16 protein-coding genes and 3 tRNA genes are annotated in these 18634 nt (G+C 62.1%); 3 read left to right on the top strand and 16 right to left on the bottom strand.

Going from position 1 to position 18634, the window contains the following annotated elements; genetic code table 11:
• Window positions 1-63: 63 nt before the first annotated feature.
• The 13 genes from PG896_RS18055 to PG896_RS17995 all read right to left on the bottom strand — a co-directional run bounded on the left by PG896_RS18055 (window position 64) and on the right by PG896_RS17995 (window position 12187).
• Window positions 64-282, bottom strand: coding sequence for a hypothetical protein (locus PG896_RS18055; protein ID WP_244812396.1), 219 nt, complete (start codon window positions 280-282; stop codon window positions 64-66).
• Between the two features lie 147 nt (window positions 283-429).
• Entirely contained in the window at window positions 430-1635 is a 1206-nt protein-coding gene (locus tag PG896_RS18050; protein ID WP_257710040.1) for a tyrosine-type recombinase/integrase, read from the bottom strand.
• 349 nt (window positions 1636-1984) lie between these two features.
• Window positions 1985-2071 (bottom strand) — tRNA-Leu (locus PG896_RS18045).
• 40 nt (window positions 2072-2111) lie between these two features.
• Window positions 2112-2185 (bottom strand) — tRNA-Cys (locus tag PG896_RS18040).
• Between the two features lie 34 nt (window positions 2186-2219).
• Window positions 2220-2295, bottom strand: a tRNA-Gly gene (locus tag PG896_RS18035).
• A gap of 179 nt (window positions 2296-2474) precedes the next feature.
• The gene (gene pgsA / locus PG896_RS18030; protein WP_010675229.1) at window positions 2475-3029 is read right to left on the bottom strand and encodes a CDP-diacylglycerol--glycerol-3-phosphate 3-phosphatidyltransferase; all 555 of its coding nucleotides are present in this window, start codon (window positions 3027-3029) and stop codon (window positions 2475-2477) included.
• Between the two features lie 213 nt (window positions 3030-3242).
• Window positions 3243-5096, bottom strand: coding sequence for an excinuclease ABC subunit UvrC (gene uvrC / locus PG896_RS18025; protein WP_270836026.1), 1854 nt, complete (start codon window positions 5094-5096; stop codon window positions 3243-3245).
• A 110-nt stretch (window positions 5097-5206) separates the two neighbouring features.
• Window positions 5207-5851, bottom strand: coding sequence for a UvrY/SirA/GacA family response regulator transcription factor (uvrY, locus tag PG896_RS18020; RefSeq protein WP_010675231.1), 645 nt, complete (start codon window positions 5849-5851; stop codon window positions 5207-5209).
• 209 nt (window positions 5852-6060) lie between these two features.
• The gene (gene kdsB / locus PG896_RS18015; RefSeq protein WP_043153880.1) at window positions 6061-6840 is read right to left on the bottom strand and encodes a 3-deoxy-manno-octulosonate cytidylyltransferase; all 780 of its coding nucleotides are present in this window, start codon (window positions 6838-6840) and stop codon (window positions 6061-6063) included.
• A complete protein-coding gene (locus tag PG896_RS18010) occupies window positions 6837-7034 on the bottom strand; it encodes a Trm112 family protein (protein ID WP_010675233.1) in 198 nt (65 codons plus the stop codon). The genes kdsB and PG896_RS18010 overlap by 4 nt, the downstream gene beginning before the upstream one ends.
• Window positions 7035-7146: 112 nt before the next feature.
• Window positions 7147-8142: a tetraacyldisaccharide 4'-kinase gene (gene lpxK, locus PG896_RS18005; RefSeq protein WP_261999801.1), complete on the bottom strand. Its 996-nt coding sequence runs from the start codon at window positions 8140-8142 to the stop codon at window positions 7147-7149.
• The gene (msbA, locus tag PG896_RS18000) at window positions 8142-9911 is read right to left on the bottom strand and encodes a lipid A ABC transporter ATP-binding protein/permease MsbA (protein ID WP_010675235.1); all 1770 of its coding nucleotides are present in this window, start codon (window positions 9909-9911) and stop codon (window positions 8142-8144) included. The genes lpxK and msbA overlap by 1 nt, the downstream gene beginning before the upstream one ends.
• Before the next feature lie 134 nt (window positions 9912-10045).
• A complete protein-coding gene (locus PG896_RS17995) occupies window positions 10046-12187 on the bottom strand; it encodes a DNA internalization-related competence protein ComEC/Rec2 (RefSeq protein WP_270836025.1) in 2142 nt (713 codons plus the stop codon).
• Window positions 12188-12302: 115 nt separating this feature from the next.
• Here PG896_RS17995 and PG896_RS17990 point away from each other — a divergent pair, with 115 nt between their 5' ends.
• From PG896_RS17990 to PG896_RS17980, 3 genes are all read left to right on the top strand, one after another.
• Window positions 12303-12821, top strand: coding sequence for a DUF2062 domain-containing protein (locus PG896_RS17990; protein ID WP_180898889.1), 519 nt, complete (start codon window positions 12303-12305; stop codon window positions 12819-12821).
• Window positions 12815-13309 (top strand): DUF2062 domain-containing protein, encoded by a 495-nt coding sequence (locus tag PG896_RS17985; protein ID WP_270836024.1) that lies wholly within the window; start codon window positions 12815-12817, stop codon window positions 13307-13309. The genes PG896_RS17990 and PG896_RS17985 overlap by 7 nt, the downstream gene beginning before the upstream one ends.
• 115 nt (window positions 13310-13424) lie before the next feature.
• On the top strand, window positions 13425-14930 hold the full coding sequence (locus PG896_RS17980; RefSeq protein ID WP_270836023.1) for a helicase HerA-like domain-containing protein: 1506 nt from the start codon (window positions 13425-13427) through the stop codon (window positions 14928-14930).
• A 79-nt stretch (window positions 14931-15009) separates the two neighbouring features.
• Here PG896_RS17980 and PG896_RS17975 read toward each other — a convergent pair whose 3' ends face one another.
• The 3 genes from PG896_RS17975 to omp38 all read right to left on the bottom strand — a co-directional run bounded on the left by PG896_RS17975 (window position 15010) and on the right by omp38 (window position 18519).
• On the bottom strand, window positions 15010-16200 hold the full coding sequence (locus tag PG896_RS17975; protein WP_049636851.1) for an amino acid aminotransferase: 1191 nt from the start codon (window positions 16198-16200) through the stop codon (window positions 15010-15012).
• 135 nt (window positions 16201-16335) lie between these two features.
• The gene (locus PG896_RS17970) at window positions 16336-17277 is read right to left on the bottom strand and encodes a hypothetical protein (RefSeq protein WP_049636850.1); all 942 of its coding nucleotides are present in this window, start codon (window positions 17275-17277) and stop codon (window positions 16336-16338) included.
• A gap of 195 nt (window positions 17278-17472) precedes the next feature.
• Window positions 17473-18519, bottom strand: coding sequence for a porin Omp38 (gene omp38 / locus PG896_RS17965; RefSeq protein WP_270836022.1), 1047 nt, complete (start codon window positions 18517-18519; stop codon window positions 17473-17475).
• Window positions 18520-18634: the final 115 nt, after the last annotated feature.

Raw genomic sequence — 18634 nt, 5'->3', positions numbered from 1 at the left:
GGAGTTTAACAAGAGGTATTGGAGAACTGCTCAGGCTGCTTGATCCGGGACTGTCCGATCTTGTCAGGACACCTCAAACATCACCTGATTCTGGATATGCTGTGGCATGGCCTGGAACTCACTCACCGAGTCCGTCATCTCGATAATGACCAGACTACAACCGGTCGCGACCCAGAATGCCCTCGCCTCCTCTACTGATGAAAAGGGCTCAATAATTTGCTCCATGACCGAGACATGGAGTGCCGGGTAGGCCGCGAGCAATGTCTCCTTCGGCCATGCCATACAAGTTTTCATCGTGTTTCTCTCCAACAAAAAGGCCCTTAAGCTCAGATGAACTTAAGGGCCTGGGAACTGTGAAATGTGGACCAACAGCCGATGTGTCAGCGCTGTCTGGTTATTAATATCTGTTTATAAACAATACCTTTTCGGTCACTCAGCCTGGATCATAGACGAGAGACCTTCGCTGATATTGCGACTGCGCTCAGAGGTCAGCTTTGCATACCGCTGGGAGGATTGAATGCTGGCGTGGGCCAGCTGTGCCTTGACGTCATACAGGCTGTATTGCCCTGAAGAGACCAAGGCACTGGCGACAGAATGACGAGCCGTATGGAAGCAAACCTCATCGCGGTCTTCGATACCGGCCTTCTGCAACACCCGTTCATAGGCACATCTGGGTTCACCGATGGGCTTGCCCTGACATCGAATATGCTGGCTCGCGAACACATAGGGGTTACCGGCTATTCTGGGAAGCTTCTCCAGAATATCGATAGCCAATGTGCTCAGGTAAATGATCCGGCTCTTGCCATTCTTGGTCAGCGGTACGAACAGCGTCTTATCCTCCCAGTTCACATGTTCCCATTTAGCGAGTAACACTTCGGACTTTCTCGCCCCCGTCAGATAGAGCATCGCGATGAAGCTGCCTGCGGCTTGATTGCGATCCTGCAATGCCACCTCAATGACCCGTTTCATCTCTTCAATCGATAGGAAACGCGTCCTGGCATTGTCCTCCTTCAACAGCTTGATCTTGGCCGCCTCATTAGTGTCCAGAATGCCCCAGCGCACCGCATAGCTGCCCATGGTCTTTAACTGGGCCAGCACACGGTTGGCGGTACTCGGTGCGTAGGCCGTCTGCTGAGGGTTGTTGGGGTGAACCATCTCCGATTGCAACTGCAGGACATCCATCGCCTTGAGTTGCCGGTAACGCATGGCACCAAAGCGTGGTTCGATATTGTGTTTAAACCGCTGAATGTCGCTGCTGATCGACCGTTTACCAATGGTCTTGAGGTGCGGCAAAAAGGTCTGCCAGAAGAACTCCGACAGGGTGGGCTCTGTTTTGTAGCTGTCGCGTTCTGCTACCGGGTCGATGCCTTCTGCCAGCATCGCCTTGTACTTGCGGGCAATGGTCCTGGCTTGGCTCACATCGATATCACCGAATCGTCCCAAAGCGATGCTGCGCTTCTTGCCCTGGAGGGTATAGCGCAGTAGGAAACGCTTACTGCCCTGGCTTTTTCCTGACAAGAGTTTTAAGCCGATGACCTCTGTATCGGAGAACTCCAGTTCAGTAGCGCCAGCCTCTCGTTGTTGTGCGGGCAAAGCCTTGATGGCTGCATTGGTAAAGCGAAATTTGGTCTGCATAGATACCTCCGATGATGGGTTAGATCATGGGATTAATATCTGTTTCAAAGAGGATTCAATGCGGGTTTGGGAGGGGTGAAGACGAAGGGGTAACGGTGAGCGGCACTTGCTTCAGCACCAGAAACAGACCCCGGAAAAGTCCGGAGCAGTAGCCTACCAAACGTCCTTGGCTATGTTGGAAGACTGAGCAGGTTGTTCGCAACGAATTGCAGGAAGTAGTAAGTCGCTTAGACAAGAAATGGACAAGAAAGGAAAACTGACAGAGGGAAAACGCTGGGGAGCAGAAACAAAAACGACGCAATGAAGCGTCGTATCTGTTTTATCTGTAAGGCTTTTTCTTCAATTTTAATGGTGCCTGAGGCCGGAATCGAACCGGCACGACGCGAACGTCGAGGGATTTTAAATCCCTTGTGTCTACCGATTTCACCACTCAGGCACCGCAATCGGTATCAAGTCCGCGGGCGGGCTTGTCAATATGGAGGCACGTTCCGGAGTCGAACCGGACTAAACGGATTTGCAATCCGCTGCATAACCGCTTTGCTAACGCGCCATGCAAAAGAGAGAAACTCTCTATTGTCTGAATTTGGAGCGGGAAACGAGACTCGAACTCGCGACCCCGACCTTGGCAAGGTCGTGCTCTACCAACTGAGCTATTCCCGCATCGGTCTGGCTGACTGCCTGACTGTGAGAACGCATTCTAGCGATGTTCCCCGCCCAGTCAACCAAAAACATTTAATACGCTGATCGTTCGGGTGTTTTTTACCCTTTTCCCACACTTTTGCAGCTCATGGCCGTTTCTCGGCGCCAGTGGCAGAGAAACGGCCATCTTCCCGTCGGGACTAGAACCGGGAGTGGTAGCTGAGATCGCCCCAGGCGGCCTTCATGTACTGGAACATGGACCAGAAGGTGAGCACGGTGGCCACGTAGAGCAGCACATAGGCGAGCCACACCATCCAGATGTCGTATTGCCAGATGAGGCCGGTGAGCGACACCATCTGGATCATGGTCTTCCATTTGCCAATCCAGCTGACGGCCACCGAGGAGCGCTTGCCAAGCTCGGCCATCCATTCACGCAGGGCGGAGATGATGATCTCCCGGCCAATCATGGTCATGGCGGGGATGGTGACCCAGACGGTGTTGTAGTGCTCGACGATGACCACCAGGGCCGCCGCCACCATGATCTTGTCGGCCACCGGATCGAGGAAGGCGCCAAAGGCGGTGGACTGGTTCAGCTTGCGGGCAAGATAGCCGTCAAACCAGTCGGTTGCGGCCGCCAGGATAAAGACGATGGCCGCCGCCATGTAGGACCACTGATAGGGAAGGTAGAACAGGATGACGAAGACGGGGATGAGCAAAATCCGAAAGAACGTCAGCAGGTTAGGAATATTTGTCATTATTTTCAGCCACTTCTTGTATGCCGCTACATGGTAGCCCCAAGCCGATCGCGGATGCAACCGAACTGGCGCCCGCCTTGGTCCATTAATCCATCAATAACCTCAGGATGCCGGTCATTATGGCATTTGGGAGCCCCCTGCGTCACGGCTCTTGTGCGCAGGCGGCACGCCCTGATGCCCCCTGGCGTGACCACCTTCACACCAAAGGCAGCGCTAGAGCGAGTGCAATGCGTCGTGGATGGACTGGGCCAGCTCCTGGCTGATGCCGGGCACCTTGGCGAGCTCGTCCACCCCGGCTTTTTTCACCTCCTGCAAACCCCCCAGGTATTTGAGCAGCGCCTGTCGCCGTTTCGGCCCCACCCCGGGAATCTCTTCCAGGGTACTGGTGGTGCGGGCCTTTGCCCGCCTGGCCCGGTGGCCGGTGATGGCAAAGCGGTGGGATTCGTCGCGAATGTGCTGGATGAGGTGCAAGGCGGGCATGTCCGCCGGCAAATGCAGCTCTTCGTGGCTGTCCCCCAGGATCAGGGTCTCCAACCCCGCCTTGCGGGTCACCCCCTTGGCGATGCCCACCAGCAGCGGGTATTTACCGCCGAGAAACTCCAGCTGGCGCGCCAGGATCTCCTCCGCGCGGCGCAACTGGCCGAGACCGCCGTCGATGAACAGCACATCCGGCACCTTGTCCGGCTCCTGCTGCTTGCCAAAGCGACGCTCCAGCGCCTGCTCCATGGCGGCATAGTCATCCCCGCCGGTGATACCGTCGATGTTGAAGCGGCGGTATTCCGAGGAGAGCGGCCCCTCCCGGTTGAACACCACGCAGGAGGCCACGGTGCGCTCCCCCATGGTGTGGGAGATATCGAAGCACTCCATGCGGGCGATGGTGGTCTCGAGCTCCAGCAGCTCCTCCAGCTGATCGTAACGGGCGGTGATGGTGCTCTTGTGGGCGAGGCGCGAGCGCAGCGCGGTCTGGGCGTTGATGGAGGCAAGCTTGATGAAGCGGGCCCGTTGGCTGCGCGTCCGGCTCACCACCCGCACCTTGTAGCCGGCGGTCTGGCTCAGGGTATCGGCGATGACGCTCTCATCCTCCAGCGCCACGTCCAGCAGCACCTCGCTCGGGATCTGCCGTCCCCCCTGCCCCGACAGATAGAACTGCAGCAGGAAGGATTGCACCACCTCGTCAAGCGGGGTATCGGCCGGCACTTTCGGGAAGTAACTGCGCGATCCCAGCACCTTGCCCTGGCGGATGAAGAGCACGTGGATGCAGGCGGTCCCCTGCTCGAAGGCCACCCCCACCACGTCGAGCTCGTCCAGCACGTTGCCGCTCACCGACTGCTGCTCGGTGACCCGGCGCAGGGCCTGGATCTGATCCCGGTAGCGGGCCGCCTCCTCGAAGCGCAGATCGCCGCTGGCGGACTCCATCTTGCCCACCAGTTCGCCGATCACCTGCTGGTTCTTGCCCGCGAGGAACAGCTTGGTCAGCGCCACCTGCTGGGCATATTCGGCCTCGCTCACCAGCCCGGCCACGCAGGGGCCGGCGCAGCGCTTGAGCTGGTAGAGCAGGCAGGGGCGGGTACGGTTGGCATAGACGGCATCCTCGCACTGGCGCACCGGGAAGATCTTCTGCATCAGGTGCAGGCTCTCGCGTACCGCGCCGCCGGAGGGGTAAGGGCCGAAATACTCCCCCTTCACCTTGCGGGCGCCGCGATGGACGCCAATGCGCGGGTGCCGATGGTCGGTGATGATGATCCAGGGGTAGGACTTGTCATCCCGCAGCAGCACGTTGTAGCGGGGCTGGTACTGCTTGATGAGGTTGTGCTCGAGGATCAGCGCCTCGGTCTCGGTGTGGGTGACCGTTACCTGCACATCGGCAATCTGGCGCACCAGGGTGCGGGTCTTGATGCTGTCGACATTTGCCCGAAAGTAGGAGGCGAGCCGTTTCTTGAGATCCTTGGCCTTGCCCACGTAGATGACGGTGCCGCCGCTGTCGTACATGCGGTAAACACCGCTCTGGTGGGTGACGGCACTCAGGAATGCCTTGCTATCAAAATGGGGCTCGGGAGAGAGGGTCATCGGCAACTCGACTCAACGGATGAATGCAAAAAGACGGGGAGAGCATACTGCCCACAGCCTGCAAAAAGCAAAAGGCGGCCGGTGCCGCCTTTGGTGTCCACACACCCCCGTTACAGGGTATCGGCATCCAGCATGCCATAACGAATGGCCAGATGGGTCAGCTCCACGTCACCGTTGATCCCCAGCTTGCTGAACAGGCGGTAGCGGTAGCTGTTGACCGTCTTCGGGCTCAGGTTGAGTTGCTCGGAGATGTCGGTCACCTTCTGCCCCTTGGTGATCATCATCATGATCTGCAGCTCCCGCTCGGAGAGGGACTTGAAGGGGTTCTCGTCGGCGGAGGCGAACTGGCTCAGGGCCATCTGCTGGGCGATCTCCGGGGAGATGTAACGCTGACCGGAGTGAACCAGGCGAATGGCGTGGATCATCTCGTCCGGCGCGGCCCCCTTGGTGAGGTACCCGGCGGCGCCCGCCTGCATCACCTTGGTAGGGAACGGATTTTCTGAATGAATGGTCAGCACTATGATGCGCACATCGGGGCGGATCCGCAGGATCTTGCGGGTCGCTTCCAGACCGCCGATGCCCGGCATGTTCATGTCCATCAGGATCACATCGGGGTGATGTTGCCGACAGAAGGCCACCGCGGTTTCCCCGCTCTGCGCCTCGCCCACCACCTTGATCCCGCGGACGTCTTCCAAAATGCGTCTTATCCCTGTACGCACCAACTCATGATCATCGACCAGGAATACATTAATCACCCAAACACCCCGTTTTTATCTCGTTATATGCCAGTTAGGGTTAACACGGCGTCTTGCATCATAACCAAACTCGATGATTTGGCAAACCATGGGCGGGAAAAGTTTGAAATTGCTCGTAAAATCCGTTTTAAATCAAATTATTATACAAAGAATCAATTAAAAAACGGCGCCCTGGGGCGCCGTATTGCATCAAAGCCGTTCCGCCAGCCTCAACCGGCCAGCAGCGCACGTACCTTGTCGAGATCGGCCTGAGTGTCCACCCCCACCGGCGGGGCTTGCAGCGCCTGGGCCACGTGGATCTTCTCCCCGTACCAGAGCACCCGCAGCTGCTCCAGGGCTTCGACCTGCTCGAGCACGCTCGGCGCCCAGTCCACGTAACGCTGGATGAAGCCGGCGCGATAGGCGTAGATGCCGATGTGGCGCTGGTAGTGATCGCCAATCTGCTCGCGGCTCCCCGCAACGCGATCGCTGGCCGCAAAGCGGTCCCGATCCCAGGGGATGCTGGCGCGACTGAAATAGAGGGCATACCCCTCCCGGTCGGTCACCACCTTGACGGCATTGGGATTGAACGCCTCTTCGGCATCCCTGATCGGCACCGACAGCGTCGCCATGGGCGCGCTGGCCGCGGCCAGGTTGTCCGCCACCTGGCGGATGATGACGGGGGGAATGAGGGGCTCGTCCCCCTGCACGTTGACGATGATGGTGTCGGCGGCAAAGCCGTAGTGACGGCACACCTCGGCCAGACGCTCGGTGCCGGACTGGTGATCCGGTGAGGTCATGCACACCTCGAACCCGGCAGCGGCGGCAAAGGGGGACAGGGCCTGCTGCACCCGTTCGTCATCGGTGGCGACGATCACCCGATCGGCGCCCGATTGCAGGGCCTTCTCCACCACGTGCTGCACCATGGGCTTGCCGTGAATGTCGGCCAGCGGCTTGCCCGGCAGCCGGGTGGAGGCGTAACGGGCAGGAATGACGACGACGAAACTCATGGCTTCAGCTCTTCCAGTGCCAGGTGACGGGCCCGGTTCTCCAGCAACACCGGGATCCCCTCCTCCAGGGGATAGGCCAGTCTGTCGAAACGGCAGATGAGCTCCTGAGGGCCCTCGGCGTGCGCTTGATAGTGCAGTTTCCCCTTGCAGACCGGGCAGGCGATGATGTCGAGCAGTTTAATATCCAGTGCCACAACGAAACTCCTTTAACGATTTCCCACAGGCGATCTTGCCTGGCATGTCAATGTGCAGGGCCAGCCCCCGAGTCCGGGCACTGGCCGTCTGTTCCAATCCGGTGGCGCCCCGTCAGGGCGCCTGGTGCTTGTCCCCCCCGGGCTGCGGGCCCAGGGTGCGCAGCAGCGCCTCCCCCAGGGCATCGGGCAGCTCGGCGCTGACCGGCAGATACCACCAGTTGTCCGGGGCGAAGGGGCGGCACTTGACCGCATCCTTCTCGGTCATCAGCAAGGGGCGCTGGCCGAAGCGGGCCAGCAGCTCGGCGGCGTCGAACGCCTGGTGATCCCCGTAGCCGACGCTCTGCACCAACTCGTAACCAAGGGCGGTCAGGGTGGCGAAGAAACGGGGGGGATGGCCGATGCCCGCCAGGGCATCCACCGGCCCCGAGAGGGGGGCCGTGAGAGGCGCATCGTCGCACACCCGGCGCAGGGTATCCGGCACCAGGCGCATGGCGTATTCGCCACGGGCGGGTTCGCCGCCGTTGCAGATGATGGCGTCCACCCGCTTGAGGCGGGTCGTGGGCTCGCGCAGCGGCCCCATCGGCAGCAGACAACCATTGCCAAAGCGCCGCGCCCCGTCCACCACCACCAGTTCGATGTCACGGGCCAGGGCATAGTGCTGCAGGCCGTCGTCGGTGACGATGATGTCCACCTCACCGCTTTGCTCCAGCAACCGCACAGCATCGGCCCGTCTGGGGGCCACCGCCACGGGGCAGCCGCAGCGTCTTGCGATGAGCACGGGCTCATCCCCGGCCTCGGCCGGGGTGCTGCTCTCATCCAGTCGATAGGGGTAATGGGGCGCCTTGCCGCCATAACCGCGGCTCACCACGCCGGGGCGCCAGCCCCGGGCCTGGAGTTGTTCCACCAGCCAGACCACCACCGGGGTCTTGCCGTTGCCCCCCACCGAGAGATTGCCCACCACCACCACCGGCAGGGTGGCCCGATAGGCGCGGAACCAACCCCGGCGATACCCCAGACGGCGGACGCCGCTGATCAGGGCAAACAGCAGGGCGAAGGGGGCCAGCCCCCAGCGCCATAGGCTGTTCCCGTACCAGAGTCTGGCCAGCATCAGCCCTTGTTACCCGTGGCTGTATTACCAAACTGAATGGCCCGCAGTTGGGCATAAGTACCATGCATGTCCATCAGGGTTTGGTGGTTGCCGCGCTCGACGATGTGCCCCTCGTCGATCACCAGGATCTCGTCCGCCTTCTCGATGGTGGAGAGGCGGTGGGCGATCACGAGGGAAGTGCGCGCCTTGCACAGCTCGTCGATGGCCGCCTGGATGTGACGCTCGGACTCGGTGTCCAGGGCCGAGGTAGCTTCGTCCAGCAGCAGCACCGGGGAGTCCCGCAACAGGGCGCGGGCGATGGCGATGCGCTGGCGCTGGCCGCCGGAGAGGGAGGCGCCGTTCTCGCCGATGACGGTGTCATAGCCTTCCGGCATCTTGCTGACGAAGTCGTCCGCATGGGCGATGCGGGCCGCCTGCTTGATCTCGTCGCGGCTGTACTTCTCTTCCGCCGCGTAGGCGATGTTGTTGGCCACGGAGTCGTTGAAGAGGTGCACGTGCTGGGAGACCAGGGCGTACTGCTTGCGCAGCTCGCTCAGGCGGTATTCGCGGATGTTGACGCCATCCAGCAGAATTTCCCCCTCTTCGATGTCATAAAAGCGGGTCAGGAGGCTCGCGATGGTGCTCTTGCCGGAACCGGAACGACCCACCAGGGCCACCGATTTGCCCGCCTCCACCTTGAAGCTGATGTTGCGCAGCGCCGGTGTCTCCTTGGTCGGGTAGGTGAAGGTGACGTTGCGAAACTCGATTTCACCTCGGGCACGTTCCAGGGTGCGGGTGCCGGTGTCCTGCTCCGGGGTGGAGTCCAGCAGACCGAACAGGCTCTGGCAGGCGGTGATGCCGCGCTGGAACTGGTTGTTCACGTCGGTCAGGCTTTTCAGCGGCTTGAGCAGCATCATCATGGAGGTGACCATGACGGTGAAGGTGCCCGCGGTCAGGGTCGCCTTGACGCTGTCGATGGTGGCGACATAGAGGAAGACCGCAAGGGCCACGGAGGCCACCATCTGGACGATGGGGCTGCCGATGGCGTCGGCGGCGACCATCTTCATGGTCTGCTGGCGCATCCGGTTGCTCACCTGGTAGAAGCGCTTGTCCTCCACCTCCTGGCCCCCGAACATCAGCACCTCCTTGTGCCCCTTGAGCATCTGCTCGGTGGAGGTGGTGATGTCACCCACTGCCTGCTGAATGTGGCGGCTTATCTTGCGAAAACGTCGGCTGATGATGCTGATGAGGATCCCGACCAGGGGCCCCACCACCAGGAAGATCACCGACAACTGCCAGGAGTGCCAGAACATCAGGCCCAGCAGGCCGATGACGGTGGCCCCTTCCCGCACCAGGGAGACCAGGGTCGAGCTCGCGGCGGACGACACCTGACCGGCGTCATAGGTCACCTTGGAGAGCAGGTTGCCGGTGTTCTGGCGGTCGAAGAAGCTCATGGGCATGGCCATCAGGTGGCTGAACACCTGCTGCTGCAGGCGCATCACCACGTGGTTACCGACCCAGGCCATGCAGTAGTTGGAGAGGAAGGCGGCGCAGCCGCGCAGAGCCACGATGCCGAGGACGAAGAAGGGCATCCACTTGAGCACGCTGCTGTCGTTGCCGTTGAGCCCCTGATCGATGAGCGGTTTGATGGAGTAGACGAAGGTGGTATCCACGGCCGCGTAACCCAGCATGCCAATGATGCCGCCCACCAGACCCAGCTTGCGATCCCGGACATAACCGAGCAGGCGCTTGAAGACGGTCCAGCTCTCTTGTGAGGTTTCTTGTTGCATGAATAGCCGTTAATAAGGGAAATGACGGGCTATTCTAGCCAAACCTTGGAGCTACACCAAGCGCCGCTGGCGCGATGGCTACAACCCGGGTCACAAATGAAGGCCGCCCCTTGCCGGGCAGGCTCACCGGATCCTCACTCCCTTCCCCATACCTGCGGCTGCCACCAGGGGCCGCCACGCCGGTACCAGGGCCCCTGCTCCCGCTCGGCCCGGATCCTGAGCCCCGCGTCCCCCGGCTCGATCAGGATGGCGCCCGCCTCCCCCGTGACCCACTGCCGCGCCCCCTGGTATCGCGCCACCACCTCGGGGCGGGGAAAGCCCCACTGGTTCATGAAGCCTGCGCTGTGCACCACGAAGGCAGGTTTCACCGCCGCCACGAAGGGAGCCGTGGAGGAGGTGCGACTGCCATGATGCGGGCTCACCAGCAGGGTGCTGGCCAGCCCCGCGCCCTCCACCTCCTCCAGCGCCAGTGCCAGCAGGCGGCGCTCCGCCTGCTGCTCGATGTCACCGCTCAGCAGCAACCGATGACGCCCGTCGTCCAGCTGCACCACGCAACTGTCATTGTTGCGCCCCGCCCCGGCTGCCAGGGGCCAGAGCACCCGTACATCCAGTCCCTGCCAATGCCACTGCTGACCTCGGCGGCAGGCCTGGGTAGCCGGTGCAAAGGGGAAGGATGAGAGCTCCCGGCGCACCGCCATGCTCTGCAGCAGAGCCTGCCGGTTGCCCGCGTGATCCCTGTCTCTGTGGCTGATGATCAGGGTGTCGATCACCCGGATGCCGAGCCGGTTGAGCAGGGGCAGGATGGCCGCATCCGCCATGTTGTAGCCCCCGGGGTAGCGATCCCCGGTATCAAACAGGATGGCCCGCTCCCCCCGGGTGACGAGCACCGATAGCCCCTGCCCCACGTCCAGCACCCGCACCTGCCAGGCAGCGGGAGCAGGCCAGAGGGCGAGCAGCAGGGCCGCCGCCACCGGCCCCCCCAGGGTGCGCCCTCCCGGCAGGTGCCATCCCGTCCACAGCAGGATCAGCAGGGCGCTGGCGGGCATCAGCCAGCCGGGCACCGGCCACCAGAGCTGCAGGCGATCCGCCAGCTGCGTGAGCCCCCACAGCACCCACTCCAGGCCGAAGGCGGAGACCCAGAGCAGGCCGTGGGCCAGCAACGTGGAGAGGGGCGCCACCAGCACGCCGATGAGCGCCAGGGGAATGATGACAAGGCAGAACAACGGCAGTGCCAGCAGATTGAGCAGAAACGCCAGGGGCGCCATCCCCTCGAACAGCAGCAGTTGCAGGGGCAGCAATCCGAGCAGCAGCAGAAGTTGCAGCCGCACCAGGCCGGGGCGATCGTGCAGCAGGCTCGCCAGCAACAGCAGGGCCACCGCCAGAAAAGAGAGCCAGAACCCCGCAGAATAGAGGGCGAAAGGGTCCCACAATGTCAGCACCACGAAGGCCCACAGCCAGATCCGGTGGCTCGGCCAGTCCCGCTTTAGCCAGCGCAGCAGGCTCCACACCAGCACCATGATGAGGGCACGCTCGGTGGCCACCGCAAACCCCGCCAGCCAGCTGTAGGTGGCCGCGAACAGGAGTGACACGCAGATAGCCCCACGCAGCCCGAACAGCCGCCCGAGCCACCAGCCGAGCACCGCCACCAGAGCGATATGCTGGCCCGAGATGGCGATGATGTGGGTCAGGCCGCTGCCGCGAAAGAGTTCCCACTGGGCATCCGTGATCCCCCCCTGCTCCCCGAAGGTGAGGGCCGCCAGCAGGGGGGCCTGCGCCATCCCCTCCCAGGCGCGACTCGCCGCAGCCAGCCAGCGATCGCGCACACCCGGGGGCACGGCATCCAGGGCGATGACCCGGCGCAGGTTGCCGGTGGCGGTGATCCCCTTGCCAAGGAGCAGGCGCCGTCCATCCATCCCCGCTTCGTTGGCCAGGCCATGGGCCGGCTTGAGAGAGGTCACCAGGGTGACGCGGCTGCCGGCAGGCAACGGCGGCAACACCTGATAGGCATTGACCCGCACCAGGGGTGGCACGATGAGGGGGCGATCGTCCAGGGTGTCGAGGCGCAGCAGCAGGCGCGCAAATTTATCCCCCTCTTTCTCTCCCGAAGACTCCGTACTTTGCACGTGTGCGGTTATGATGTGGCTCGTTTTTTTGCCAAGCTGATCCAGCCAGGCAAGCCGGTAGTGCAAATTCACCTGCATCCAGAGGATGCCGAGCAGCAGAAACAGCAGCCGCCAGCAACGACCACCGGCGAGGGGGAGCGCGAGCAGCAGCATCAGGCCACCCCATTCCCATGAAGGCAGCCATGGCCAAAGCAGTGAGGAGCTTGCCCCCAGGGCAAACGACAACAGACGCAGATCCATGGAGCAAGTATTTAGCAAGGTTCAGAACATGCCCAAACGAATCATACAGCGCTGGCTGCCCGACCCGGCGACCCTCAAGGAACACAAGCACTTGCGACTCTTTGGCAAGCTGCTGCTGGACGCCAATCTCTGGCATCTCAACCGGCGATCCGCCGCCGGTGCCTGTGCGGTCGGTCTCTTCATGGCCTGGATTCCCCTCCCCTGCCAGATGCTGCTGGCCGCTGGCGGCGCCATCGCCTGCCGGGTCAACCTGCCCCTCTCGGTGGCCCTGGTCTGGCTCTCCAACCCCCTGACCATGCCACCGCTGTTTTATGGCGCCTATCTGGTGGGCTGCCAGTTGCTGGGGCACCCCTCCCAGCACATCGAGATCACCTTCACCTGGGCCTGGCTGGTGTCGGTGTTCGAGACGGTGGCCCCGCCGCTCTTGCTGGGCTCCCTGGTGCTTGCCCTGCTGAGCGCCCTCGTCGGCTATGTCCTGGTTCGCGCGGGCTGGCGCCTGAGCACGGTGCGCCAGTGGCAAAAACGCAAGGTGGCGCGCCCATGCTGAATCGCTGGTTGGCCCGCTTCAAGATTGACCCCGATACCCTGCGCCAACAGAAGTGGTTCGCCCTCTTTGGCGAGCGACTGCTGACCCCCGCCCTCTGGCAAGGGGGAACACGGGCCCTCTGTGGCGCCGTGGCGGCCGGGCTGTTCGCCAGCTGGGTCCCCATGCCCATGCACTCCCTGGTGGCCGTCGCCCTGGTGCTGGCCTTCAGCTTCAACCTGCCGCTGGCCCTCTTGGCGGTCTGGTTCAACAACCCGCTGACACTCCCCTTCATGTACCTCTACGCCTATCGTACCGGTTGCCTGGTGCTGAACGAGACGCCAGCCCCCTTCCATCTCACCTGGTCCCTGCACTGGCTGGAGCAGGAAGCGGCTATCCTGGTGCCCCCCTTCCTGCTCGGCAGCCTGCTGCTGGCGGTGCTGAGCGCTGCCGCTGGCGCCTTGCTCACCCTGCTGCTGTTGCAACTGGGCAAACTGGCCCGCCACCGCTAGGTTGCCAGCACGCCGTCCTTGTCTCGGGCGGCGTGCCTTGCCATCGTCTGCCTCTGCCACCACACTCCTTGTAACCCGTTGTTTTTCGACCCCCATTCGAAACAAGGAGCCCACCATGGCCGAACCGCTCACGCTGGCCCATGCCAATGGCCACCCCCTCTCCCTGCTCCCCGCCATGGCCAATCGCCACGGCCTCATCACCGGGGCCACCGGCACCGGCAAGACAGTCACCCTGCAGGTGCTGGCGGAGGGGTTTTCCCGCCTCGGCGTGCCGGTCTTTCTGGCCGACGTGAAGGGGGATCTGAGCGGCCTGGGCGCCGCCGGCACCCCCTCTGCCAAGCTGGATGCCCGTCTGGCCCAGCTCGGCCTTCAGGCACCCGACTTTGCCGCCAGCCCCACCCTGTTCTGGGATCTCTTCTCCGAAGAGGGCCACCCGGTGCGGGCCACCGTCTCCGACATGGGGCCCCTGCTGCTTGCACGCCTGCTCGGCCTCAACGACACCCAGAGCGGGGTGCTGGAGCTGGTGTTCAAGGTGGCGGACGACGAGGGGTTGCTGCTGCTCGATCTGAAAGACCTGCGGGCCATGGTGCAGTTTGCGGGGGAGCACGCCAAGACCCTCACCACCCGCTACGGCAATGTGTCGACCGCCTCCATCGGCGCCATCCTGCGCAACCTCCTCACCCTGGAGAGCGCGGGCGGCGATCACTTCTTCGGCGAGCCCATGCTGGACATCCAGGATCTGATGCAGACCGACGAGGCGGGCCACGGCCATATCAATGTGCTGGCCGCCGGCAAGCTCACCCAGTCCAGCCGCCTCTATGCCTGCTTCCTGCTCTGGTTGCTCTCCGAGCTGTTCGAACAGTTGCCCGAGATAGGGGATCCGGAAAAGCCCGTGCTGGTGTTCTTCTTCGACGAGGCCCACCTGCTGTTCAAGGATGCGCCCAGGGCGCTGCTGGAGAAAATTGAGCTGGTGGTGCGCCTCATCCGCTCCAAGGGGGTAGGCGTCTATTTCGTGACCCAGAGCCCGGCCGACATCCCCGACAGCGTGCTGGGGCAGCTTGGCAACCGGGTGCAGCACGCCCTGCGCGCCTTCACCCCGAGCGATCAGAAGGCGGTGCGCATCGCCGCCAACACCCTGCGGGCCAACCCGGCCTTCGACGCCGCCGGAGCCATCACTGAACTGGGGGTCGGGGAGGCGCTCATCTCCCTGCTCGACGAGAAGGGGCGGCCCAGCGTGGTGGAGCGCGCCTTCATCGCGCCCCCGGCCAGCCGCATCGGCCCCCTGAGCGCGGCCGAGCGCCAGGCGCTTATTCAGGGCTCATTGCTCTACGGCAGATACGACACCCAGGAGGACAGGGAGTCCGCGTTCGAGCGGCTTCAGGAGGCATCGACCGCCGCCGGTGACGAGACCGCTTCCCCACAGACCGACCAGGGCGGCGGTCTGCTGGATGCCTTGAATGGCATCCTGTTCGGTCGCACCGGCCCCCGTGGTGGCCAGCATGACGGGGTGGTGCAGACCGCCGCCAAGAGCGTGGCCCGCACCCTCGGCAACGAGGTGGGACGCCAGCTGATGCGCGGGGTGCTCGGCTCCCTGCTGGGAAGCAGCAAGCGGCGCCGCTGATGCCGGAAAATGAAAAAGCCCGCCGATACGGCGGGCTTTTTATGGCTGAAGCAAGGCGCTTGGCGCAGATGCTTCTCTCTTACAACACCTTGGCGATGGCGTCGCAGAGGGGATCAATGTTGGCGCGGGTGATGCCTGCCACGCTGATCCGGCCGGAGCCGACGATATAGATGGCGAATTCGCTCTTGAGGCGCTCCACCTGATCCTTGGAGAGACCGGAGAAGGAGAACATGCCGTTCTGTTCGCGGATGAAACTGAAATCCTGGTTCACCCCCCGCTCGGCCAGCTTCTCCACCAGCAGCTCGCGCATCTCGCGAATGCGCACCCGCATGGCGGCCACTTCTTCCACCCACTCCGCATAGAGGGCCGGGTCGCTCACCACGGTGGTGACAACGGCAGCGCCGTGTGACGGCGGGTTGGAGTAGTTGGCACGAATGACGGTCTTCACCTGGGTGAAGGCGACGTCGGCCACCGCCTTGGTCGCGCAGACCAGGGTGAAGGCGCCGACCCGCTCGTTGTAGAGGCCGAAGTTCTTGGAGAAGGAGCTCGCCACCAGCAGCTCGTCGTGGCACTCGGCGAAGATGCGAAGGCCTTCGGCATCCTCTTCGATGCCCCGGGCGAAGCCTTGATAGGCAAAGTCAAACAGCGGCAACCAGCCGGCGGCAGCACTCTGCCTGGCCAGTGCGCGCCACTGTTCGGCAGTGGGGTCGATACCGGTCGGGTTGTGGCAGCAGCCGTGCAGCAGCACCAGATCCCCCGCCTGCGCGTCAGACAGCGAGGCCTGCATGGCGGCAAAGTCGAGTCCCTTGGTGGCGGCGTCGTAGTACTTGTACCACTTGACGGTCAAACCGGCCGCCTGGAACACGCTGACGTGGTTCGCCCAGGTGGGATCGGAGATCCAGATGGTCTTGGCGAGATTGTTGCGTACCACGAACTCGGCGGCGATACGCAGGGCACCGGTACCGCCCGGCGCCTGCGCCGTCTTGGCGCGGCCGCTGGTCACTAGGGCGGCATCACGGCCGAACAGCAGTTGCTGCACGATGCGGCCGTATTCGATATTGCCTTCGATACCGAGGTAGTTCTTGGTCTTCTCGTCGGTCAAGAGCTTCTGCTCGGCTTGCTTGACGCAGTGAAGGATAGGAGTGGCACCGGTCTCATCCTTGTAAATACCGACCCCCAGATTGATCTTGTGGCTGCGAGTGTCGGCACGGAAGGCTTCGGTCAGGCCCAGGATCGGATCCGCTGGGGCGGCAACAACCTTTTCAAACATGGTATTCCCTGTAGTCCGTTGAGTTCGTTGGCTGGCAAAGTAGGTTGGCAAACAAAAGCGCCCGTCCAGGGAGCGCTTCGTCAGCTCTTTATACCACTGCCTTCCATAGGGGAAAACCGCTTTCTCGGCGCCGCCTCAACCAATCCCGTGCCAATCCGGTGCCAGGGCACACACCTCGACCGACAGACCCCGATTCGACTCCACCAGATCATTGCACTGCGCCAGCAGCGCACGGGGGATACGGCTCGGCTCCCAGGGCCGACCATCCCCCAGGGGAGCCCCGTAAGCCGCCTTGATGGGCACCAGATCCCGGGGCAACCACCAGCTCGCCGGTCTCCCCAACCGCTGGGCCAATGCCAGTACTCTGTCGACCCCGGCCGGATCCAGGGCGGTGAGGTGGCTCCAGAGGGTCTGGGGCGGCAAGGCAGCGATCAGGGGCTCCAGCGTGCCGGGATCCTCGGCAGGATACCAGACCAGCAGGGCGTCGGCGGGCAGTGGCAACTCGGCGAAAGCGCCGACGGCATCGGTTGTGATCACCCGCTGTATCTCCCCCTCTCCCCAGAGGATCTTGCCAAGCTGCGCCAGGGTGCGGGCTGGCAGCGCCACCTCCCCCAGGGTCTGGAGCCAGGGGGCGGCATCCAGCAGGGTGCCGCCGCTGAGAAACAGGCTGAACGGCCGTGCGGCCCGCAGACGAAGGGGCAGATCAGTGCAAAGCCGGATCCCCTTGTCTTCGAAGTCGATCTGCTCGATGGGGCTGAAATGACCCTCCCCCTTGCGATACAGGGCCGCCAGCACCCGCTCGTTGACCCTCTCCCCCAGTTGCCAGCCGTGGGATTGTAGCCACTCCTCGGGTTCCGGCGGGGCACTGGCCATCTTCGCCAGCATCAGCTCCCGGGTCAGATAGCGGTGCCCGGCAGGGGTGAGCTCATAGTGGTGATTGCCAAGGGCCAGCAGCAACTGGTTGTCCCGAAGCATGCCGATGAGCGGCTGCCATTGACGACCGCGAACAGCCTGGGGGCCGCCGCTCAGCAACTGCTGTGCCAGCGTGCGCCACTCGGGGTGGGTGAAATCGATCAAAGGCATCCTTCCCTGTCGGCCAATCTGCTTCAACAAATTGAATAATCTAGCGATTTACCAGAGGAGAACCAAGGGGGCAAGGAAGACAACGTGATATGGCGCAGGGCCAGAGGACGAAAAGTAGTGAAGGGGCCAAAAAACAGAACGGCCAAGCAAGCTTGGCCGTTCATCAACTAAATCAGCGCAGAGGCTAGATTAGAAGTTGTATTGCAGGGCAACAGTGAACTCGTCGTCCATCTTGTCGATACCCTGGATTTTGTACTCGGTGTAGGCTTTCAGCTTGGAAGTGAAAGCGTACTGTACGCCCAGCAGGGTTTCGTCAACCATGTCTTCGTAGGAAGAACCAGCAGTGTTGTCCTTGCCTTCCTTGAAGTTGTAACCAGCCAGGAAGGTCCAGGCATCAACGTTATAGGAAGCAGCCAGCTCGTAGCCACGACCTTCACCCTTGTAGCCAGTGGTGTCGTTCTTCAGATCGCCTTCGGTGTAAACACCAGCGAAGTAGAAGCCGTTGATGGCGTAGTGTGCGCCCAGAGCCCACTCGGACTTCTCACCAGTGTTGGTATTGGTGGTGCTCTCGAGGTCGGAGTAAGCATAACCGGCGTTCAGGCCCAGACCGAAGTCAAAGTCGTAACCGGCGGCAGCTGCGTAACCGTAGTTGCGCTTGATGCCAGGGAATTCGGTAGTGAAGGAGTTACCACCAACATCAGCCACTTTGACGGCTTCATTGTCATTGGTCTGGTAGGACAGTTTGCCCTTGAAGCCACCGAAGCTGTTGGAGTAGATGATCTGGCCTTCTTGACGACCGTCGTAGAAGTTACCGTAGCTGCCCCACTTGAAGATATCGGTTGCTTCCAGCACGTCGTAGAACGCGGTGTCGGTCTGGCCGAAGATGATCTTGCCGTACTGGGTGCCATCAAAACCAGCATAGATATGACGAGACTTAAATTTGGAGTCGTCAGAGTTTTCGGCAGCTACTTGCCACTCGGTCTTGGCGATAGCGGACCAGGTGTTGTTCAGCGCAACTTTACCGGACCAACCCAGACGGGAGGTACCGATCAGCTCTGCATCACCCTGTGTATCAGCTTGAGTGAGAGGATTGGGGTTATCACTGTCACCGTAGTAGTTAGCCTGAACACGGCCGTAGATATCAAAAGAGGTGCCGTCTTTGTCGTAAACGACAGCAGCGTTGGCTGCGGATGCGAACAGAGCCGGGATAGCAATAGCCAGAATTGTCTTTTTCATAGTTTCCAATGCCTACTGTAATTAAACACTAAGTCCTTGTTATACCAATCAGATTAAAGATGTGATCTAATTGCTCTATTCTGGTTTCACTGTACTCAGTATGTCCGATCCAATC

The sequence above is a fragment of the Aeromonas sp. QDB30 genome, assembly GCF_027707645.1.
Classification (GTDB): domain Bacteria; phylum Pseudomonadota; class Gammaproteobacteria; order Enterobacterales; family Aeromonadaceae; genus Aeromonas; species Aeromonas caviae.
The sequence above is the reverse complement of the archived record's forward strand: the minus strand, read 5'-3'. Positions and strand labels throughout refer to the sequence as shown.